General features: G+C 73.2%; 18 protein-coding genes. 9 read left to right on the forward strand and 9 right to left on the reverse strand.

Annotated elements, in window-relative coordinates:
• Positions 1-202: 202 nt before the first annotated feature.
• From O7626_RS32510 to O7626_RS32525, 4 genes are all read left to right on the forward strand, one after another.
• The gene (locus tag O7626_RS32510) at positions 203-1711 is read left to right on the forward strand and encodes an NlpC/P60 family protein (protein ID WP_278064826.1); all 1509 of its coding nucleotides are present in this window, start codon (positions 203-205) and stop codon (positions 1709-1711) included.
• A gap of 2167 nt (positions 1712-3878) precedes the next feature.
• The gene (locus O7626_RS32515) at positions 3879-4439 is read left to right on the forward strand and encodes a hypothetical protein (RefSeq protein WP_278064827.1); all 561 of its coding nucleotides are present in this window, start codon (positions 3879-3881) and stop codon (positions 4437-4439) included.
• Between the two features lie 482 nt (positions 4440-4921).
• Positions 4922-6538 carry a DEAD/DEAH box helicase gene (locus tag O7626_RS32520; protein ID WP_278064828.1) on the forward strand — a complete coding sequence of 539 codons (1617 nt, stop codon included), beginning with the start codon at positions 4922-4924 and terminating at the stop codon, positions 6536-6538.
• 143 nt (positions 6539-6681) lie between these two features.
• Complete coding sequence (locus O7626_RS32525) at positions 6682-7302, forward strand: putative glycolipid-binding domain-containing protein (RefSeq protein ID WP_278064829.1); 621 nt, start codon at positions 6682-6684, stop codon at positions 7300-7302.
• 50 nt (positions 7303-7352) lie between these two features.
• Here the strand turns inward: O7626_RS32525 and O7626_RS32530 are convergent, their stop codons facing one another.
• Both O7626_RS32530 and O7626_RS32535 read right to left on the reverse strand, forming a co-directional pair.
• Positions 7353-8444: a PLP-dependent cysteine synthase family protein gene (locus O7626_RS32530; RefSeq protein ID WP_278064830.1), complete on the reverse strand. Its 1092-nt coding sequence runs from the start codon at positions 8442-8444 to the stop codon at positions 7353-7355.
• 39 nt (positions 8445-8483) lie between these two features.
• A complete protein-coding gene (locus O7626_RS32535) occupies positions 8484-8954 on the reverse strand; it encodes an Lrp/AsnC family transcriptional regulator (RefSeq protein WP_278064831.1) in 471 nt (156 codons plus the stop codon).
• A 272-nt stretch (positions 8955-9226) separates the two neighbouring features.
• On the opposite strand from O7626_RS32535, the gene O7626_RS32540 reads away from it, so the two are divergent.
• Entirely contained in the window at positions 9227-9505 is a 279-nt protein-coding gene (locus O7626_RS32540) for a BldC family transcriptional regulator (protein ID WP_278064832.1), read from the forward strand.
• A gap of 61 nt (positions 9506-9566) precedes the next feature.
• Here the strand turns inward: O7626_RS32540 and O7626_RS32545 are convergent, their stop codons facing one another.
• A complete protein-coding gene (locus O7626_RS32545) occupies positions 9567-10196 on the reverse strand; it encodes a UbiX family flavin prenyltransferase (RefSeq protein ID WP_278064833.1) in 630 nt (209 codons plus the stop codon).
• Between the two features lie 196 nt (positions 10197-10392).
• On the opposite strand from O7626_RS32545, the gene O7626_RS32550 reads away from it, so the two are divergent.
• Positions 10393-11775 (forward strand): terpene synthase family protein, encoded by a 1383-nt coding sequence (locus tag O7626_RS32550; protein WP_278064834.1) that lies wholly within the window; start codon positions 10393-10395, stop codon positions 11773-11775.
• Positions 11776-11807: 32 nt separating this feature from the next.
• Here the strand turns inward: O7626_RS32550 and mqnP are convergent, their stop codons facing one another.
• From mqnP to O7626_RS32565, 3 genes are all read right to left on the reverse strand, one after another.
• Entirely contained in the window at positions 11808-12710 is a 903-nt protein-coding gene (gene mqnP, locus O7626_RS32555; protein WP_278064835.1) for a menaquinone biosynthesis prenyltransferase MqnP, read from the reverse strand.
• 52 nt (positions 12711-12762) lie between these two features.
• The gene (locus tag O7626_RS32560) at positions 12763-14226 is read right to left on the reverse strand and encodes a menaquinone biosynthesis decarboxylase (protein WP_278064836.1); all 1464 of its coding nucleotides are present in this window, start codon (positions 14224-14226) and stop codon (positions 12763-12765) included.
• Between the two features lie 125 nt (positions 14227-14351).
• Entirely contained in the window at positions 14352-14501 is a 150-nt protein-coding gene (locus O7626_RS32565) for a hypothetical protein (protein WP_278064837.1), read from the reverse strand.
• Between the two features lie 199 nt (positions 14502-14700).
• On the opposite strand from O7626_RS32565, the gene O7626_RS32570 reads away from it, so the two are divergent.
• The 3 genes from O7626_RS32570 to O7626_RS32580 all read left to right on the forward strand — a co-directional run bounded on the left by O7626_RS32570 (position 14701) and on the right by O7626_RS32580 (position 17332).
• On the forward strand, positions 14701-15432 hold the full coding sequence (locus O7626_RS32570; protein ID WP_278064838.1) for a DUF998 domain-containing protein: 732 nt from the start codon (positions 14701-14703) through the stop codon (positions 15430-15432).
• Positions 15433-15507: 75 nt separating this feature from the next.
• The gene (locus O7626_RS32575) at positions 15508-15879 is read left to right on the forward strand and encodes a YciI family protein (protein WP_278064839.1); all 372 of its coding nucleotides are present in this window, start codon (positions 15508-15510) and stop codon (positions 15877-15879) included.
• Between the two features lie 136 nt (positions 15880-16015).
• The gene (locus O7626_RS32580) at positions 16016-17332 is read left to right on the forward strand and encodes an RNA polymerase sigma factor (protein ID WP_278064840.1); all 1317 of its coding nucleotides are present in this window, start codon (positions 16016-16018) and stop codon (positions 17330-17332) included.
• A 128-nt stretch (positions 17333-17460) separates the two neighbouring features.
• Here O7626_RS32580 and ccsB read toward each other — a convergent pair whose 3' ends face one another.
• The 3 genes from ccsB to O7626_RS32595 form a co-directional block, all read right to left on the reverse strand.
• On the reverse strand, positions 17461-18468 hold the full coding sequence (ccsB, locus tag O7626_RS32585; RefSeq protein ID WP_278064841.1) for a c-type cytochrome biogenesis protein CcsB: 1008 nt from the start codon (positions 18466-18468) through the stop codon (positions 17461-17463).
• The gene (locus O7626_RS32590; RefSeq protein WP_278066421.1) at positions 18468-20057 is read right to left on the reverse strand and encodes a cytochrome c biogenesis protein ResB; all 1590 of its coding nucleotides are present in this window, start codon (positions 20055-20057) and stop codon (positions 18468-18470) included. The genes ccsB and O7626_RS32590 overlap by 1 nt, the downstream gene beginning before the upstream one ends.
• A 173-nt stretch (positions 20058-20230) precedes the next feature.
• On the reverse strand, positions 20231-21148 hold the full coding sequence (locus O7626_RS32595) for a cytochrome c biogenesis protein CcdA (RefSeq protein WP_278064842.1): 918 nt from the start codon (positions 21146-21148) through the stop codon (positions 20231-20233).
• Between the last annotated feature and the right edge of the window lie 73 nt (positions 21149-21221).

A 21221-nucleotide genomic window follows, 5' to 3' on the forward strand; every position in this document is an offset into this window, starting at 1 on the left:
CTGTGCCACCGGCCGGAGCGGTCGGCCGCAGCGACGTGCTTCACCCGTTCCCAGCTACTCTTAACCGGCTTCTCAGCGTCTCGTTACCCGGCCACGGATCGACATCCCCGACGCATTGAGGTAAGACAAAGTGGGACGCGACACACCACCGATGGCGATACCACAGCCGCGCCGTGCGCTGCTGTGCAGGGACGGGAGCGGCATGGCCAGCAGCAGGCGCGGACGACCGGACCGGACCGTATACCCGTTTTCGCCGGTCCTACGCCCACTGCTCTGGTCGGCCCTGGTCGGCGCGATCGTCGCGGGTGCGATGGCCACCCCGGTCTACGCCGACCCGCCGCTGCCGAACACGGTTCCCGACGCCGGGGTACGCCCACAGCCGGTCGGGGCACCCCCCAACGTGCCCACCACCACCGGCGCGCCGACGACGTCCTACCCGCTGCCGCCGAGCGTGAACGGCCCGTTGGCGAGCCAGATCATGTCGCTCGAGGTCGAGGTGGCCCAACTCGGCGACCAACTGCTGCAACTGCGGCAGGAACGGGACACGGCCACCACCGAGCTGACCAGCGCCGACGGCGTACGCCAGCAGGCCCGGCTGGCGTTGGCCAACGCGCGTACGGCGGCCGACAACGCGGCGGCGGGCGCGCTGAAGGACGCGGCCGGGCTGCCACCCGGTGCGTTCGGTTCCGACCTGCACGGCCTGGACCTGCTCAGCCGGATCGAGCGCGGCGAGGAACGCACCGGCGACAGCGAACTGGCCGCCGGTGAGGTGGCCCGGGCACAGCAGGCCGAACAGCAGGCGGAGGCGGCGTACCAGGCGGCGTCCGCCAGCTACCAGCAGAAAATCGCCACCTTCACCGAGACGGAGACGCGGTACAAGACCCGCTCCGCCGCCCTGGTGAAGCTCAAGCGGGACAACGCCGAGCAGCTCAAGGCGATCGAGCGCGCCCGGGAGGCCGCCGAACAGCGCATCGGCGAGACGATCGGCAGCGACAGCGTCGCCGGGATGGTCGCGCACCCCAAGGCGCGCGCCGCCATGCGTTACGCACTCGCCCAGCGGGGCGACCCGTACCTGTGGGGTGCCGAGGGTCCGAACCGGTTCGACTGCTCGGGCCTGATGCTCGCCTCCTACCTGTCGGTGGGCAAGCGGATCCCCCGGGTCTCCCGCGACCAGTACAACGGGACCCGCAACCAGAGCGTGGCCCGGGAGGCGCTGCTCCCCGGCGACCTGGTCTTCTTCGCCTCGGGCAGCAGCTGGACCACCATCCACCACGTCGGCATGTACATCGGCGGCGGCAAGATGGTGCACGCGCCGACCACCGGCGACGTGGTCAAGGTCTCCACCGTCTGGTGGTCGCGCTTCTACGCCGCGACCAGGATCTTCCCGGCCGTGCCGGCCCCGAACGCGACCACGCCGCCACCCACCACCCGGCCGCCGACGACCCCGCCGCCGACCACCAAGCCGCCGACGACCCCGCCGCCGACCAGCAAGCCGCCGACGGCTCCGCCCACGACTCCGCCGGCAACACCGCCCACCACGCCGACCCCGCCGGCCACTCCGCCGGTGACACCGGCGCCCAACCCGGATCCGCCGGAGACCACTCGGCCGCAGTCACCACCGGTCACCACCTCGGCCGCCGAGCCGAGCGGCGGTACGCCCAGCGCCAGTCGGTCGACCCCGGCTGCGGACGGTAGCCCCAGCGGCGACTGACCGTACCGATCACCCGCCAACTGTCCGGGCGTGCTGAGATATGGCACGGTGAGGGTTGACGTACTTCCGACCCGGCGTACCGGCCCGGGTGTGGGCGCGGGAGGCAACAATGGACGAATCGCAGGTCAGACCGGCTGTCGGGGAGGCATCCCCGGACACTGACGGTCGGGCTGTGGCCTCCCGGTCCGATCGGGACGACACGGCGGGGGACGACGCGACGCCAAAGGACACGGCGGCCCGGAAGGACGCGACGCCGGACACGGCGGAGGCGGACACGGCCGGAGTCGACACGGCGGACGCGGACGAACTGTCGCCGTTGCCGCCGCCACCGCCGGTCGGCACCCCGCTGCCGGAATCCGCCGACGCCGAGGCACTCCCGGAGGCGTACCAGCCACCTCCCCCGCCCACGGCCGGAGCGCTCTGGGCGGACGTACCGGAGGATCCACCGGCCCAGGCGCCGGCAGTCCCGACCGATCCCGTCGGTCCCCCAGAGCCCTCCCCGGTCGCGGAGCCCAGCGATTCCGTTCCCGGGAGTGGCGAGCCGACGGCGGAGGTTACCGAACCGCGCCAGGAAGCCGCCGAGTCGGGACCGGGACCGGAGACCGCCGAGCCTGGTGGGGATGCCGAACCGGAGCCGGGCACGGAACCGTCCGACCACGCCGACGTCGACACCGAGCCGGACGCCGAGGCCGCCGTCAACGCCGAGTCGGACGCCGCCATCAACGTCGAGTCGGACGTCGACGCCGCGAGCGCCGGGTCAGAGGCTGGAGCCGACGCCACCGACGATGCCGTCGACGCCACCGAGGATGCCGACGCGCGGCCGGTCCGGGCCACGGCGAGCGTGCCGTCGGCGCAGCCGGAATCGGCCTCTCCATCGGATACCCCGGGCGAGGCGGCGGTGGCTTCGTCGGCGGACTCGCCGTTACGGGGCCGCGCGGTGAGTACGGCGGCCACCACCCCCACCGCGGCGGAAATCGCCGCTATGCCCGCCGCCTCCTCGGGCAGCCGTACCTATCGGGCCGGTGAACTGACCGCGCCCGCCACCTCACCGGCTTCCGGGTCCCCCGCTGCGGCTCCCTCGGCATCTCCCGGCACAGCCTCCACGGCATCTCCCGGCACAGCCTCCACGGCATCTCCCGGCACAGCCACGTCGGCACCGGACACCGCAGCCGCCGCCTCGGCACCGCCGGTGGTGCGGCCGGCACCGCCGGGAACTCCGGTACCGCCGCTGCAACGGCGGCGTCCGAAGACTCCGGCAGTCGACTCGCCGTGGTCGGCGTTCGCCAACGCCGTCAAGTCCCCGTCCGGTCCGTCGAGTGGATCAGCCGAGGTGGTGCCGCCTGGCGCGGCATCCCACTCACCCGCCGGCTCGGCAACCGTGCCGCCGGCCGCCACCGGAGGGTCCGGGGCGGATCCGGCCGCGTCGGCAGGTCAGCCTCGGGAGCGACCCGAGGCCGTGCAATTCACGACTCTGCCCGGTGCCGGGCAACCAACCCCGCCGGCCGCCCCCGGGCAGTCGTCCGAGGACGCCGGCGGCCGTGCCGGCGGTACGCCGTCGTACACGGTGCCGCCGCAGCGTCGCGCTCCGCGTGGCAGTGCCGGGGCAACCCGGGCCAGTGCGGCGGTGCCGGGCCTGTCTCCGGTACTGCCGGCCGAGGTCGCCGCCGCGGCCTCGGTACCGGGGGTGGCGAAGGTCTACCGCAGCACCGAGCCGGATCCGGCCAGCCCGCCTGCACCGGCAGGTCCCCCGGAGCCGGCCGGACCGCCCGAGCCGGCGCAACCGCCGACACCACCGGCACCCGAGCCGCCGGAGCCGGGCCCCACGCCCACGCCGTTCCCCACACCCGCGCCGCCCGGACCGGAACCGGTCCCGCCGGTCCCCTCGCCGTACCCGCCGACGCCTCCCCGGCCCGCCCCGGCCCCCGGCCCGAGCCCCGTACCACCCGGCCCGAGCCCAATGCCACCGGGTCCGACGCCGTACCCGCCGATCCCACCCGGGCCGGTGGGACCGGTGCCGTACCCGACCACGTCGGCGGCGGCTTCGGTGGGGTACCCGGCGACGCCGGTTTCCGGCGGACCGGGCTCCCGACCGGCGGCCTCCGAGCCACCGCCTCCGCTGGTGGTGCCGGCGCCCGCCCTGCCGAGCTGGCCTCCACCGACCAACCCGATGTCGTCGGCCAACGCCGTCGGCGGCGGCGGTACGCCGGGCTACTCGCTGCCCACCGCCGACCCCGGCCCGGCCGTCGCCGCCGACCCGGCCGGGCGGATCCCGACCGGTAGCCGCCCGCCGGGCACCGGCCCGACCTCGTCGAACGTCCCGGGCATCGGCCTGACCGGGCCGAACCTGCCGGGCATCGGGCCAGCCTCGCCGAACCTGCCGGGCGTCGGGCCGACCGCGCCGCACTCCCCGGGCTACCGGGACTGGGCCCGGGACCAACGGGTGGAGACCGGCGGCGCCGCAACGGACCAGCGGGGCACCGTGTACGGCGGTCCCGAGGGCCACGTCACCGTCTCGATGCCCGTGAACGCGGTGGAGAACTCGGGCTCGCTGACCGGGCACATCCTGGCCCAGGGCTGGACGGACACCCCCGCGCAGAAGACGGACAACGCCAAGGTGGTGCTGGTACTGCTGGTCGGGCTCGGCATCCTGGTCGCCATCGGACTGCTGGTGGTGCTCATGCTCGGGGACGCGTTCAACAATCTCTTCGACGGACTGTTGAGCGGCTGACGGCTCCGGCTGGCGGGCCCGCCGGGCAGGTGAGCCGAGGGGACCGGCCGCAATCGTGAGTGGTGAGCCTGCCCACTGGCAAGCGCGCCGAGGTGACGGTGTCGTCCGGTCCCCGTACACTTGGTTGGATTGTTGACCTGGCGCGTGCCACGCGCCTCTGGGCGATCTTGCGGGCGATTCAGCAGCGACCTCAGTCGCGGCGGGCCATCGCGAAGATGCGCCCCGCTTGAGAGGTATCCTTGACAACCTTTGCTGATTCCAGCATGTTTCCGTCCGTGTTCGACGCACAATCTGTTCCCGCCGGAGCCTCCGGGCCCGAGCCCGACGGGCGAGCCGTCCCGGTCGTGCCCGCCGGGGACACCCCCGTTCCCGCGCCGACCAACTCGACGCCGCCGGTGACTGGCACGCCGGCCGACGAGGCACCGGCCGACTCGGCACTGGCTGAGTCGGCAGCGGCCGATGTGGTGGGGCCAGCCGATGTGGTGGGGCCAGCCGATGTGGTCGTGCCAGCCGATTTCGGCGCCCTCGGACTGCCCCGGCAGCTCGTGCGGGCGCTGAGCCGGGAGGGCATCGACACCCCGTTCGAGATCCAGCGGGCCACCGTCCCGGACGCGCTCGCCGGACGGGACGTACTCGGCCGGGGGCAGACCGGCTCCGGCAAGACACTGGCGTTCGGGCTGCCCGTACTGGCCCGGATGGCGGCCGGTCCGAAAGCCCGGGCACACCACCCCAGGGCACTGATCCTGGTGCCGACCCGGGAACTCGCGATGCAGGTGAACGACGCGCTGATGCCGCTCGGCCGGGCCGTCGGAGTGTTCCTCAAGACCGCCGTCGGCGGCGTGCCGTACGACCGTCAGATCGACTCGCTGCGTCGTGGTGTGGAGATCGTGGTGGCCACTCCGGGGCGGCTGGCCGACCTGATCGAGCGGGGTGTCTGCCGCCTCGACGACATCGAGGTCACCGTACTCGACGAGGCCGACCAGATGGCCGACATGGGTTTCCTGCCGGACGTCACCGAACTGCTCGCCAAGACCCCGGCGGATGCGCAGCGGCTGCTCTTCTCCGCCACCCTGGACAACGACGTCGACGCGCTCGTCAGGCGTTTCATGACCGATCCGGTCACCCATTCGACGGCACCGCCGACCGCCGCGGTCTCCACGATGGACCATCACATGCTGCTGATCCCGCCGCACGACAAGTTCGCGGTGGCGGCCTCGATCGCGGCCAGGCAGGGCCGGACCATGATGTTCGCCCGGACCCAGATGGGCGTCGACCGGCTGGTCGAGCAGCTGGCCTCGGTCGGCGTCCGGGCCGGCGCGCTGCACGGCGGCAAGACGCAGCGGGTACGTACCCGCACCCTTGCCGAGTTCAAGGAGGGTCGGACGAACGTGCTGGTCGCCACCGACGTGGCGGCCCGGGGCATCCACGTCGACGGAGTCTCCCTGGTGGTGCACGTGGATCCGCCGAAGGACCCGAAGGACTACCTGCACCGGGCCGGCCGGACGGCGCGGGCCGGTGAGTCGGGTGCGGTCGCCACCCTGGTACTGCCGAAGCAGCGCCGTTCCACCCTGGCCATGTTGCAGAAGGCCGGTGTCGAGCCGGCGCAGACCCGGGTACGCTCCGGCGACGCCGCGCTGGCCGAGGTGACGGGTGCCCGGGAGCCGAGTGGCGTACCTGTGGTCGAGGAGCCTCCGGCACCCCGCCGGACCGCCAGTACCCGCCCGGACCGGCCGCGTTCCGACCGCCGCCAGGGTGGCCGCTTCGACGGCGAGCGCCGTTACGGCGACCGCGACCGCGCCCAGGGCGAGCGCCGCTACGGTGACCGCGCCCCGGGCGAGGGCCGCTACGGCGACCGCCGGTTCGGTGACGGCGGCGGTACGCCCCAGCGTGGCCGTGCCGACCGGGGCGGCGAGTGGCGTTCCGGCGGGCGGCACGGGGGTTTCCGGCACGAGGCCCGGTCCCCCGGCGACCGGCCGGTCTGGGACCGTTCCCGGGACGAGCGTCCGCGCGACGACCGGACCGGCGGGGACCGGCCGGACGACCGGCGGGGCCGCCGTGACCACCGGTTCGACGGGCGGCGCCCGACACCGATCCACTGACCGCTGACCTCCTGCCGACCCCGCTGACCCGGGCCGCCCGATCGGGCGGCCCGGGTCAGCGTCGCGGTCGGGTGTTCCGGTGTCGGCGTCGCGGTTGCGCGTTCCGGCGCTGCTGTCGGACGGCGGCGGTAACGTCCATGGACATGTCGAGCATGCCGAAGACGCTGTTCTGGAGCCGCACCGACGTGCCCGGTGCCGATCACGCGTTCGCCGCCGAACGCCGTGGGCTGGCCGCCCGGGGCACCGCGCTCGCCGTCGACCCGATCGCCTTCACCTGCCGCTACGAGGTGCACACCGACGAGCGCTGGGCGGCGGAGCGGCTGGAGGTGAGCTGCGAGGGAGCCGGCTGGCTGCGCACGCTGCGGCTGGAGCGGGCCGCCGGCCGCTGGCGGGCGAGCACCGCCGAGCAGGGTGACCTGGACGCGGCGCTGATCGCCGCCGGTCGGCCGGGTGCCGGGCTGCCCGGCACCGAGGAGCCGGAGCGGCTGGCCCAGGCGGTCGACGTCGACCTGGGCGGCTCGCCGCTGTTCAACACCCTTCCGGTACGCCGCCTCGGGCTGCGCGACGCCGCCCCGGGTACGTCGCACCGGATCGTCGCGGTCTGGGTGCTGGTGCCCAGCCTCCAGGTGCTGCCGATCGAGCAGACCTACACCGTGCTGGAGGGCGGGGGCGTGCGCTTCGCCAGCGAGGGGTTCAGTGCGGACCTGACTCTCGACGCCGACGGCTACGTCCTGCACTATCCGGGACTGGCCGACCGGCGCTGACCCACGTCGACCGACCCTCGCCAGCGCCCAGCACCTACCCGCGTTGGCGCTCAGCCGGGCCACTCGCCGCTGACGAGGAAACGCTCGACCGTGGACCGGTACGGCGCCAGGTCGAGGCCCCGGCCGGCCACCCACTCGTCGGAATAGTAGGTGTCGGTGTAGCGCTCGCCGCCGTCGCAGAGCAGCGTCACCACGGACCCGGTCCGCCCGGCCGCCCGCATCTGCGCGATCAGGCCGAACGCGCCCCACAGGTTGGTGCCGGTGGACCCGCCGACCCGCCGGCCGAGCACCTTCGACGTGACGCGCATGGCGGCCAGCGAGGCCGCGTCCGGCACCCGGATCATCCGGTCGACGACGCTCGGCTGGAAGGACGCCTCGACCCGGGGCCGGCCGATCCCCTCGATCCGGGATCCGGCGTCGACGGTGCGGGACCAGTCGGCCGAGGTCCACGCGGAATAGAACGCCGAGTTCTCCGGGTCGACCACGCAGAGCCGGCTGGCCAGTCGCCGGTAGCGGAGGTACCGGCCGATGGTCGCGCTGGTGCCGCCGGTGCCGGCCCCGACGACGATCCAGTCCGGAACGGGGTGCCGTTCCAGGGCCAGCTGAGCGTAGATCGACTCGGCGATGTTGTTGTTGCCACGCCAGTCGGTGGCGCGTTCGGCGTACGTGAACTGGTCCATGAAGTGCCCGCCCAGGTCCTCGGCGAGCCAGCGGGCCTCGACCACGACGGCGGCCGGATCGTCGACCAGATGGCACTTTCCGCCCTGGAACTCGATGAGTGCGATCTTCTCCGGCGAGGTGGCGGCCGGCATCACGGCGATGAACTCCACCCCGAGCATCCGGGCGAAATACGCTTCGGAGACCGCGGTCGAGCCCGACGAGGCCTCCACAATGGTGGTACGCGGTCCGATCCAGCCGTTGCAGAGTCCGTAGAGGAACAGCGAGCGGGCCAGCCGGTGCTTCAACGACCCGGTCGGGTGCACCGACTCGTCCTTCAGATAGAGGTCGATCCCCCACTCACGGGGCAGCGGGAAGCAGAGCAGATGGGTGTCGGCGGATCGGTTCGCGTCCGCCTCCACCGCCGCGATCGCCTCGGTCACCCAGGCGCGTTCGGCGTCGTCGCACCGGTCGAGTTGTTCCATGACCAGGAACGTAGCAAGCCGGCTCGGCGACCGGCCCGGTCAGGACGACCGGCCCGGTTCCGACGGGCGCAGCGGCTGGGGACGGTTCTCCCATTTCGTCGACAGTGCGACGCCTGTCCGGGTCGAGGCGACTCCGGCCGTCCGGTTCAGCCGCAGGATGAGCTGCTCCAACTCGGCAATTGTGCCGACTCGTGCCTTGAGCAGGAACGATTCCACCCCGGCCATGAAGTAACAGGATTCGATTTCCGGCATGCCCCGGAACGCCTCCAGTACGTCGTCGGTGTCGCCGCCGGAGTCCTGCACGATGCCGATCAGCGCCGTCACCCCGAGCCCGACCGCCTCCGGCTCGACGTCCGCCCGATAACCTCGGATGACGCCACCGGACTCCAGCTTGCCCACCCGCTCGTGCACCGCCGGCGCGGAGAGGCCGACCTGCCGGGCCAGTTCGGCGTAGGAAAGGCGGGCGTTGCCGCGCAGCAGCTCCACGAGGCTCAGGTCGATGGCGTCCACGTTCGCAGACCCTAGTCGCCGGCGGCGGATCGGCCGCCGATCGGGCCGGCCATCGGGGCTCCCGGGGTAGCTGGCATTGTTACCGACAAAGTCCCTAAATGCCGTAAATCGTTCGGGCTAACCTCACACACGGTACGTTTTCGCGTTTGCCGGACACGACACTCCGGCGGTGTTGTAATTGCCGTACGTCCCTTAAACGAAGGCTCTGGCAAGCATGTGTTCTGGGGGCGGTCCTACCAGTCCGGGGGCTTCGTAGACGCGAGGAGGGGGCTGTGGACACTGGAGATCGTCTGCTGACGCCGGGCGAGGTGGCAGCGCTCTTCCGCGTCGATCCGAAGACCGTCACACGCTGGGCCGCGGCCGGGCGTATCGGCAGCATCCGAACACCGGGCGGACATCGCCGCTTCCGCGAGTCGGAGGTGCGCGCGCTGCTCGAGGGTGAGGGCATGCTCGACGAGGTGGACGAGGGCGCGAACCGTCCGCGCAACGCCGGACCCGCCGCCCCGAGTGGCCCCGGTCCGGCCGGCGCCGGCAACGTCGGCCTGCACTGACCGAGCACCGATCCGGGACGGGCCCCGGCGGAACTCCCGCCGCCCCCGGGGCAACCGGTGCTCAGGTCCGGTGGGCCCCGAGCTCGCCGGACCAGCGCCGGAACAGGGAATGCGGCACGTCCAGCGCGTCGAGCACCTTTCCGGCCACGAAGTCGACGAGTTGCGGAGCGGAGGCGGCGGCCCCGGCACCGTAGAAGCCGGGGCTCGCCGGCAACACCACCGCGCCGGCATCGTGCAGGGTGATCAGGTGTTCCAGGTGGCTGCGGGTGACCGGAGTCTCCCGGGGCACCACCACCACCGGCCGGCGCTCCTTGAGGTTCACCTCGGCGGCCCGTTGCAGCAGGTCCTTGGAGAGGCCGATCGCGATGCCGGCGCACGCCGCCGTACTCGCCGGCACCACCACCATCCCGCTGGTCGGGTACGACCCGCTGCTCGGCCCGGCCGCGAGATCACCTGCCGGCCAGTACGCGAGGTCGGCGCCGGTCAGGTCCCGCCCCAGCCAGGCGGCGAGGTCGTCCTTCCAGTGCGCGTCCCGGAACGGGCGGCCGGTCTCGTCCAGGATCGTCAGCCGGGCCGCCCGGGACACGACCAGGTCCACCGCCTCACCGGCGTCCAGCAGCCCGCCGAGCACGGCGGCCGGATACGGCGTACCCGATGCTCCGGAGACGCCGACCACCCACGGCCTTCTCATGCCCACCAGCCTGCCGCAAGCGTCGGAGTCGGCGCCGACCGACCCCGGCCGCGACCTGCGAGACGGGTTCGCAGGGCTTGCGGATCATCACCTGCTGCGAAATAGGACGTACCCGACGGTGATCACAGGAAGGTCGAAAACTGCAATGCTGCTCACGTCTGTCTGCCCGAGCGGCACGGATCGGAGGAGGCCGGGCATGTACGGGATCAGCTCGTGGGCGACCGAGCTGAGGTGTCCGATACCGGCGCGCCTCTGCCCGCACTCCGACGCCGTGCAGGACTGGCTGGTCGACTGGGCCGACCGACTGATCGGCCCGCTCGACGCGGCGGCCCGGGAGCGGCTCGCCCGCAGCGGTGTCGCCCGGTACGCCGGCCGGCTCTATCCGGACGCCAGCGAGGCCGACCTGCGGGTGATCGCCGCGCTCTTCACCTGGTTCTTCCTGCTCGACGACGCCTGCGACGCGGCCCGGCGCCCCCGCCCGGCCGAGGTGTCCGCGCTCTGCGACGGGGTGCTGCGACTGCTCCGGTCCGCACCAGCCGGCACCTCGGCCCGCCCGCCAGCCGGCCTTTCGGCCCGCCCGCCAGCCGGCCTTTCGGCCCGCCCGCCAGCCGCCGCTCCGGCGTCCCGGACCGGACCGGCCGGAACAGCGCACTCCCGGACCGGTAACCCTGGCGCGGCCCAGCCCCGGCAGGCCGGAGTCACCGGGACGGCGCAGCGGCAACCCGGTCAGCCGCAGGCCGGTCACCAGCAGGCCGGCCAGCCGCAGGCCGGTCAGCAGCAGGCCGGCCAGCCACAACCCGGCCAGCCGCAACCCGGCCAGCCGCAGCCGCCCGGCGCCGCGGGTGCCCGGACCCCGAACCAGCCGGCGGCCCGGCTCACCGTCCCGCAGCAGAGCCGGGCGGCGAACCGGCCGAGGCCGGAGGCGTTCGACGGGCCGCTGCGGCGGATGCTGGCCGACGCCTGGCGGACCCCGTACCAGCGGATGCCGGCGGCCTGGCGGGACCGCTTCGTCGACGCGGTCGCCCACCATCTGACCGGAGTGGTCACCGAGGCGACCAACAAGGCGAGCGGCCGGCTGCCCGGCGTCGACGAGTACATCCCGCTGCGCCGGGCGACCTCCGCCGCGTACGTCTCGTACACCCTGATCGAGTTCGCCACCGGTCGCCCGGTGCCGGACGCGATCTACCACCACCCGGCGGTACGCCAGGTCGCCGACACCGCCAACGACCTCCTCTCCTGGTTCAACGACCTGCTGTCCCTGGAGCGGGACGCCGCCACCTCCGGCGGGCACAACCTGGTGCTGGCGGTGGCCCGGGAGGAGCGGATTCCGGTGCAGGCGGCCATCGAGGCGGTGGTCCGGCGCTGGCAGCGCGACATGCGGCGGTTCGTCGACCTGCGGGACGCCGTACCGTCGTTCGGGCCGGCGCTGGACGGGCCGCTGCGGCAGTACCTGGACGGGCTCGGCAACTCGGTGCGCGGCACCATGGACTGGTCCATGGAGAGCGCCCGTTACCGGGACGCGCTGGCCGTCACCCGCCCGCCGGGGGCCGCCGGACCGGCCGACCGGCCGGACCGGTGAAGCCGCCGCCGGCCTGACTTACGGAACACGCCTCAGGCCGAGAGGTGCAGCCGGACCACCAGGTCGAGCAGGGCGAAGACGAAGAGGGCGATCCCGACGAAGCCGTTGGCGGTGAAGAAGGCCCGGTTGACCCGGGACAGGTCGGTCGGGGTGACCACCACGTGCTGGTAGCCGAAGGCGGCGGCGGTCAACGCCAGTCCGACCCACCAGGGCCAGCCCAGCCCGACCAGTTCGCCGTACCAGAGGAAGAGGCCGAAGGTGACAACGTGGGCCACGGTCGAGGCGTGCAGGGCGAACCGGCGGCCGTAGCGGGCCGGGACGCTGCGTACCCCGATCTGGCGATCCACCTCGCTGTCCTGGCAGGCGTAGATCAGGTCGAAGCCGCCGATCCAGAGCCCGACCGCCGCGCCGAGCAGCCAGGCCGGGCCGGAACCGGCGAGCGTGCCGGTGACCGCCAGCCAGGCGCCGACCGGGCCGACCGCCTGGGCGATCGCCAGGATCGCGTGCGGCCAGTCGGTGAACCGCTTGCCGTAGGGGTAGACGACCAGCGGGATCGCGGCGAGCGGCGCCAACGCCAGGCAGAGCGGGTTGAGTGCCGCCGCGGCGCCGAGGAAGACCACCAGCGCGACGACCGCGCCGGTCCAGGCCGTCCGGACGCTCACCGCCCCGGTCACCAGTTCCCGCCCGGCGGTACGCGGATTGCGCGCGTCGATGCGCCGGTCGATGATCCGGTTCGCCGCCATGGCGAACGTCCGCGCCCCGACCATCGCGATGGTGATCAGCAGCAGGTCGAGCCAGCGCACCTGCCCGCCGTGCCGCTGCATCGCCGTCAGCGCCGACAGATAGGCGAACGGCAGCGCGAAGACCGAGTGTTCGATCGCGACCAGCCGGAGGAACGACTTGACCCGCCCCGGCGACTCCGCCACCGCCGTCATCTGCGTGGCCCTCCGTTCGCGACCGCGGGGCTCGCAAGCTCACTCCGCGCGCTCACGAGATCCCGTACTCCTTCCAGCGCTTGTCCACCAGGGACCGGATCTCCGGCGACATGGTCATCTCCTCCGGCCAGCCCCGGGTGTAGCCCTCGGACGGCAGCTTGCGGGTGGCGTCCACTCCGGCCTTGCCGCCCCAGAACTGCTGGTACGACGAGTGGTCCAGGTGGTCCACCGGCCCCTCGGTGAGCAGCAGGTCCCGGGCGTAGTCGACGTTGCCGAAGGCCCGCCAGGCCACCTCGGCGTAGTCGTGCACGTCGCAGTCGGAGTCCACGATCACGATCAGCTTGGTCAGCGACATCAGGTGGGCGCCCCAGATCGCGTTCATCACCTTCTGGGCGTGCTTCGGATAGCGCTTCCGGATCGAGATGATCGCGCAGTTGTGGAAGACCCCGGCGGCCGGCAGGTCGTAGTCGACGATGTCCGGGATCAGCAGCTTGAGCAGCGGCTGGAAGATCCGCTCGGTGGCCTTGCCGAGCCCGTGGTCCTCCTGCGGCGGCTTGGAGGTGATGATCGAGTGGTAGACCGGCTCCCGCTGGGTGGTCATCGCCTCGACGTGCAGCACCGGGAAGGGCTCGACCGGAGTGTAGAAACCGGTGTGGTCGCCGAACGGGCCCTCCGGCAGCCGCTCGCCGGGCTCGATGTAGCCCTCCAGGACGATCTGGGCGTGCGCCGGCACCTGGAGCGGCACGGTCAGGCAGTCGACCATCTCGACCCGCTCGCCACGCAGGAAGCCGGCGAAGAGATATTCGTCGATGTCGCCGGGGAGCGGGGCCGAGGCGGCGTAGCTGACCACCGGGTCGCAGCCGATCGCGATCGCCACCGGCAGCCGCTGGCCGAGGCGCTCGGCGACGGCGTGGTGCGCGGTGGAGTCCTTGTGGATCTGCCAGTGCATGCCGAGGGTGTTGGCCGAGTGCTGCTGCAACCGGTAGAGCCCGAGGTTGCGCTTGCCGGTCTCCGGGTGCTTGGTGTGGGTCAGCCCGTAGTTGTGGAAGATCCCGCCGTCGCCGGGCCAGACCTGGAGGCCGGGCAGCCGGTTCAGGTCGACGTCGGCACCCCGGTAGACCACCTGCTGGCAGGGGGCGGTCCGGACCTTCTTCGGGGGTACGGACTTGAGCTGCATCACCTTGCCGAGGCCCTCGCGGATGCCGGACCAGCCGACCGGCAGCTCCGGCTTGACCAGTGCGCCGATCCGCTCGCCGATCTCGTCCAGCCGGTCGACGCCGAGCGCCGTCGCCATCCGCCGCTCGGTGCCGAAGAGGTTGATCGCAACCGGCATCTCGCCCCGGGTCGGGCGCTCGAAGAGCAGGGCCGGCCCGTCCGCCCGGACCGTACGGGTGACCACCTCGCTGATCTCCAGCGTCGGGTCGACCGGCACCGAAACCCGGCGCAACTCGCCGGCGCCCTCCAGCGCGGTGAGGAACTCCCGGAGGTCGGTGTACGGGAAGCCACGAGCCGCCATGGTCGCTAGTCTGTCGCACCGCCGATCGGACCGGCACGGCCGGGTCCCCCGCCGTGACCCGGCTCCCGCCGATCCGTTCCGGCGTCGTCGCCGCGCCGACGACCCGCAGCCCGCCGACGGGTGCGTCAGAGCAGGCCGATGCCGGCGGCACTCCACCAGCCCCGCCCGCGACCGGCGGCCAGGGTGTTCCGGGTGACCACCGCGAAGTCCGGGCCGGGCACCACGATCAGCACCACCGCGAAGACCAGGAAGCTGCCGTACGTCGCCCAGGACATGAGCCCCAGCCTACGACCGCGCCCCGACAGGCCCACGGCAGGCGGATACGCCCAGTCCACCGCCACACCGGCCCGGTCGCGGGAAACTTTTCGAGAAAGTTCCGGCGCAGCTGTCGAATCCGGCGTCGTCCGTTCGAGGCAGGGGTAGCGGCCGGTCCGGGCGACGAACCGGACCGGTGGAGACCGGAGGAGGACGACGATGACGAGGACGACGTACCGACAGGTTGCCGCCACCCGGGCGGCCGGGCCGCCGACCCACCCACCGGGCGGCGCCACCCGGACCCTGCTGGCCTGCGGCGTGCTCGCCGGGCCGAGCTACGTCCTGGTCTCGCTGGCCCAGGCGCTCACCCGGGACGGCTTCGACCTGACCCGGCACGCCTGGAGCCTGCTGGCCAACGGCGGGCTCGGCTGGATCCAGATCACCAACCTGGTACTGACCGGCGTGCTCACCTGCGCACTCGCGGTCGGCCTGCGCCGTGGCCCCGCCCCGGGACTGGGGGCGACCTGGGCACCCCGGCTGATCGGCGCGTACGGCCTCAGCCTGGTCGCCGCCGGCGCGTTCCGGGCGGACCCGGCCCTGGGCTTCCCGGTCGGCACCCCACCGACCGGTACGGCGGTGACCTGGCACGGCACACTGCACTTCGTGGCCGGTGCCGTCGGCTTCGCCTGCCTGGTGGCGGCCTGCCTGGTCCTCGGCCGCCAGTTCGCGGTCGAGGGGTCGCGGGGCTGGGCGGCCTTCTCCCGGTCCACCGGCGTGCTGTTCCTCGCCGGTTTCGTGGCGATGGCCGCCGGTGCCGGAGCCGCCTGGTCCAACCTCGCCTTCACCGGGGCGATCGTGCTGGCCTGGGCCTGGATCTCGGCGCTCGCCCTCCACCTGCGCCGCCGGGCCGCCCTCGCTGACACCGCCGCCCCCGCCGGCACCGACGGTTGAGTTGGTTCGGCAGCCCGACGACACACACCTCGGACCACAGAGCCATCCGGACAACCCAACGAAGGAGAACCGAAGATGCGCTATCTGGCACTGTTGCGGGCCACCCGGACCACGACCCCGCCGCCGCCCGGCCTGATGGAAGCGATCATGCAGCTCGGCGAGGATGCGACCGCGGCCGGCGCCCTGCTCGACCAGGGCGGCCTCGCCCCGAGCGCGGAAGGGGCCCGGTTGCAGGTCTCCACCGGCAGGCTGAGCCTGACCGACGGGCCGTTCGCCGAGGCGAAGGAGACGCTCAGCTACGCGCTCTACGAGGTGCGTTCGAAGGAGGAGGCCGTCGAGTGGGTCTCCCGGTTCCTCAACCTGCACCGCGACAGATGGCCGGGCTGGGAGGGCGAGGCAGAGGTCCTCCGGGTCTTCGGCCCCGAGGACTTCACCCCACCCGCCTGACCCACCAACTCACCCCGCCCCCGCCCCGCGCCCGCGCCCGCGCCAGTCAGATCTTGACGACTTGTTGTCGTTGCCGCGACAACAAGTCGTCAAGATCTACCAGCGGCGGCGCCGCCGCGTGGTTGGATCGGGGAACATGGGGGTGGCGGAGCCGGGGCGGGTCGGCCGGGAGGCTGTCGAGGCGGTGTGGCGGATCGAGTCCGCCCGGATCGTCGCCGCGCTCGCCCGGCTGGTCCAGGACGTCGGGCTGGCCGAGGAACTCGCCCAGGACGCGCTGGTCCTCGCCCTGGAGCAGTGGCCCCGCTCGGGCGTACCGGCGAATCCGGGTGGCTGGCTGATGTCGACCGCCCGGCACCGGGCGGTCGACCTGATCCGGCGGCGCAGCGTCTACCAGCGCAAGCTGCGCGAGCTGGGGCGGGAGGTGGAGAGCCGGCCGGACCCGACCGAGGCGGAGCTGGCCGCCGCGCTGGACTCGGAACGGATCGACGACGACCTGCTCCGGTTGATCTTCACGGCCTGCCATCCGGTGCTGCCCACCGAGGGGCGGGTGGCGTTGACGCTGCGTCTGCTCGGCGGGCTGCGTACCGACGAGATCGCCCGGGCGTTCCTGGTGCCGGAACCGACGGTCGGGCAGCGGATCACCCGGGCGAAACGTACCCTCGCCGCGAAGCGCGTACCGTTCGAACTGCCGCCCCGGGCCGAACTGGCCGACCGGCTCGGCTCGGTGCTGGAGGTGGTCTACCTCGTCTTCAACGAGGGCTACTCGGCGACCGCCGGAGACGACTGGACCCGGCCGGCGCTCTGCGCGGAGGCGCTCCGGCTCGGCCGGATCCTGGCCGGGCTGATGCCGGAGCAGGCCGAGGTGCACGGCCTGCTCGCCCTGCTGGAGTTGCAGGCGTCCCGGATCCCGGCCCGGTCCGGCCCGGACGGCGAACCGATCCTGCTGCCCGACCAGGACCGCAGGCGCTGGGACCGGCTGCTGGTCCGGCGCGGCCTCGCCGCCCTGGACCGGGCCGAGTCGCTGGGCATCGGCCCGTACACCATCCAGGCCGCGATCGCGGCCTGCCACGCGCGGGCCCGGACCGCCGCCGAGACCGACTGGGTACGCATCGCCGCGCTCTACCGGGTACTCGTGCACGTCTCGCCGTCGCCGGTCGTCGAACTGAACCGGGCGGTCGCGGTCGGGCACGCCAGCGGCCCGGCCGACGGGCTGTCCATCGTCGACACCCTGCTCGCCGAGCCCGCCCTGGCCGGCTATCCGCAGCTACCCGCCGTCCGGGGCGACCTGCTGGCCCGGCTGGGCCGACACGACGAGGCCCGACGCGAGTTCACCCGGGCCGCCGAACTGACCCGCAACGCCCGGGAACGGAGCCTCTTCCTCGACCGCGCAGCCGAGGCGGCTGGCCGACCCGGCGACGCGACCGGCGCGACCGGCGGTCACGTCCCGATGTAGAGCCGGGTCAGATCGACAGGTACGACGTCCGGACGCCCGGCCGCCGTCGCCGCCAGCTGGTCGGTGAAGCCCTCGGCGCTGGCGAGCAGCAACCGGACGGCGGAACTGTACTTCTCACTCGTGGGCGATCAGTCGAGACCGCCGTACGAGTGCAGGCCCTCGAAGAAGATGTTCACGCCGTACAGGTTCATCTGCATGGTCAGGAAGCCGAGTACGGCGATCCAGGTCGCCACCGGACGCTTCACGCTCGGCGTCGCACGGGCGTGCAGGTAACCGGCGTAGACGACCCAGGAGATGAAGGCCCAGATCTCCTTCGGGTCCCAGCCCCAGTACCGCCCCCAGGCCGCCTCGGCCCAGACCGCGCCGGCCATCACCGCGAAGGTGAAGATCGGGAAGGCGAACGCGTGCAGCCGGAAGGTCAGCCGCTCCAGCGTGTCGGCGGCCGGCACCCGCGCCCCCAGGCTGTACGGGAAACTCCGCCGGCCCTGGTCGTAGCCGTGCCGGATCAGGTACATCACCGCGGGTACCGCGCCGAGCAGCAGGATGCCGGAGGAGGCCGCGATGGTCGCCACGTGCACCACGAACCAGTACGAGTCGAGCGCCGGCACCAGCGGCACGATCGGCACGTAGAGCACCAGCCCGGCGACGGCCAGCAGCAGCACCATGGCCAGCGCGACGAAGAGCCCGAGGTGCCGCAGGGTGGGGCGCCGGTAGAGCAGCACCAGCCAGCCGACCACCCCGACGAAGGTGACCGAGAGCAGGTACTCGTACATGTTGCCCCAGGGCATCCGCTCGGCGGCGATCCCCCGGGTGACCAGCACGGCGAGGTGGACCGCGGCGGCCAGCACGGTGAGCGCGACGGCGGCCCGGCCGGCGAGTACCGCCCGGGGCGACCGCGACCCGGCATCGCCCGGGACCGGCGCCCCGCCGACCGGCGGCGTGGCGACCTTGACCGGGCCGGATCCGCCGGCCACGCCGACCCCGGCGCCGACCAGATCCCGGGCGCGGTCCGGTCGTGCCGCCGCCCGGCCGATCACACTCCGGCTGCCGAAGGCGTACTCGACCGCGTGGCAGATCATCGCCAGCAGGTAGCCCAGGATCGCGACCACCAGCAGTTGGTCGGAGAGCGCAGCCATCAGTCGGTCCCCTCTTCCGTCACCCCGTCGGCCCGGGTCCGCCCGTCAGGTCGGGCCTCCCCGGTCCGGACCGCGGCGACGAGCCGGTCGAACTCGTCGGCGAACCCGGCGTACTCGGTACGCGGCAGGCCACCGACCTGCACCAAACTACTACGCCCCGTCGTGGTCACGCCGGCCGGTGCCGGGGAACCGTCCTCCGGTGCCGGGGAACCGTCGGCGGCTGGTGCCGGGGTGACCCGGAACCAGACCCGGCGGCGCCGGCCGAAGAGCGACGGCATCAGCCCGACCAGCAGCAGTACCGAGCTGACCAGCACGATCCGCTCGCCCGGGTCGGACCGGACCGAGATGGTGACGTACGGGCGGGTGCCGAGGAACTCCACCGACGTACCGTCGTCGAGCGTCCACTTCTCCCCCGGGCGCAGCAGCTTGGCGTCGCCGACCTGCTGAAGTCGGCCGCTGCTCACCTGGCGCTGGTCGAGCCGGTAGACCGAGCCCGGCACCCCGGCGTCCAGCCCGAGGTTGCCCCGGTAGGCGAAGAGCATCACCGCCGGGGAACGCTCGGCCGGGTACGTCGAGCGGACGAACGGCGGCGCGTCCGGCGCGGTCGGGAAGTAGAGCCCCTCGAAGGCGACCTGGAGGTCGGGGTTGCGTGCCCCGGTCGCCGGATCGAGGTTGACGTCCGGGAACGCGGCCACACCCTCGCTGGTCAGGTTGCCGTCGATGGTCAGGAACGCGTCGTCGCTCTCCTGCGTCTCGCCGTTGCGGTCGGTGTACCGCAGGATCGGCGCGTAGCCGTGCCCGAGCAGGTAGACGCTGGCCCCGTCCAGCCGCAGCGGGTCGTTCACCGAGAAACCCGCCCGGTACGGCGCCCGGTCGCCCTCCTGCACCACGGTCGTCGCCCGGAACGACGACGGCTGCCCGCTGGGCAGGAAGGTCGCCGTGAAGTCGGCCAGTTCGAGGCAGAACGGCGGCAGGTCGGCGCCGTCCACCCGGTGCCCGAGCTTCGACTCGCTGTACTGCTGGAGGGTGTTGCAGAACGCGTTGTCCGGGCCGGCGACCAGCAGCCGGTTGCCGTGCCAGCCGTACCAGGAGCCGAGGCCGATGCCGAGCAGCACGCCGATCAGCGAGAGGTGGAACAGCAGGTTGCCGGTCTCCTTGAGATAGCCCTTCTCCGCCGAGACGGTGTCGCCGCGCACCACCACCCGCCAGCGCCGGGCCCGCAGCACCGCCGCGATCCGGGCCGGCTCGGCGCCGGCTTCGGAGTCGGAGCCGGTGAGCACGGCGTGCCGGGTCAGCCGGTCCAGCCGCTTCGGCGCGGGCGGCGGTGCGGCGCGCAGCGCGCGTACGTGGTCGCGTAGCCGGGGCACGATGCAGCCGACCAGGGAGGTGAACAGCAGCACGTAGATCGCCGAGAACCACGGCGAGGCGTACACGTCGAAGCCGCCGAGCCGGTCCAGCACCGGGAAGAGGTCGGGATGCTCGACCGCGTACCGGTTGACGTTCTCGATGTTGATGTTGCGCTGCGGGAGTATCGAGCCGGGGATCGCGGCCAGGGCCAGCAGGAAGAGCAGGATCAGCGCCGTACGCATGCTGGTGAGCTGCCGCCACGAGTTGCGGAGCAGGGCCAGTGGCGACGGGACCCGGCGTACCCCCGGCGGTGGCGCGTCCCCGGACGGGCCGGCGGTCGCCGACGGCTCGGCCTCGACCACACCGGCCGGCGCGACAGCCGCACCGGGCGGGGTCTTCCGGTCCGGCTCCGACATCAGATGCTCACCTCGCCGACCCCGAACGTGGTCTGCAACCAGATGACCAGGTCCTGCCAGCCGCCGGTGACCAGCGCCAGCCCGATCGCGATCAGCAGTGCGCCGCCGACCCGGGTGACCCACCGGCTGTTCCGGCGCACCGCCCGGAACAGCCCGAGCAGTCGGGAAAAGCCGAGCCCGAAGACCACGAACGGCAACCCCAGGCCCAGGCAGTACGCGACGGCCAGCAGCGCGGCCCGGTCGGCCTGGCCGCTGGCGGTGCCCATCCCGACCACCGCGCCGAGGGTCGGGCCGACGCACGGGATCCAGGAGAGCGCGAAGACCGCGCCGAAGACCGGGGCGCCGAGCAGGCCGGCGGCGGGCAGCCGGCGGATCCGGAACTCCCGCTGCGTGCCGGGAACCAGCCCGAGGTAGGCCAGCCCCAACACCATGATCACGACGCCGATGCCGATCTCCAGCGGCCGCCGCTGCGCGAACAGCGCCTGCCCGACCGCGGTCACCAGCACCGCGGTCAGGGTGAAGACGGCGGTGAAGCCGGCGATGAAGAGCAGCGTGCCGGCCAGCACCCGTCCGCGTACCGCCCGGGGCGCCCGGACCGCCCGCGCGGCCACCGCCACCCCGCCCCCGGCCGGCGCCGCACCCGCTCCGCCGCTGCCCGACACTCCGCCTGAACCGCCGCCCGACCCGGCCGAGCCGCCCGGTCCAGTCGAGCCGGCCGGTCCGCCCGGGGCAGGCTCGGTCCCGGCGGCGCGTCGCTCCAGGTCGCTGCCGGCCAACCCGGTCACGTACGACAGGTAGCCCGGCACCAGCGGCAGCACGCACGGGGACAGGAAGCTCACCAACCCGGCGAGTACGGCCGCACCGACCGCCAGCAGCACCGGCCCGCTCTCGGCCAGCTCGGCGAAACTCTCGCCCATCAGCACCGACCGCCGATCGAGCCCGCCCGGCCGCCCATCAGCTTCGGCCCGCCGTCAGCACCGGCCCGGTCAC

This window comes from Micromonospora sp. WMMD1102, assembly GCF_029626265.1.
Taxonomy (GTDB): Bacteria; Actinomycetota; Actinomycetes; order Mycobacteriales; family Micromonosporaceae; genus Plantactinospora.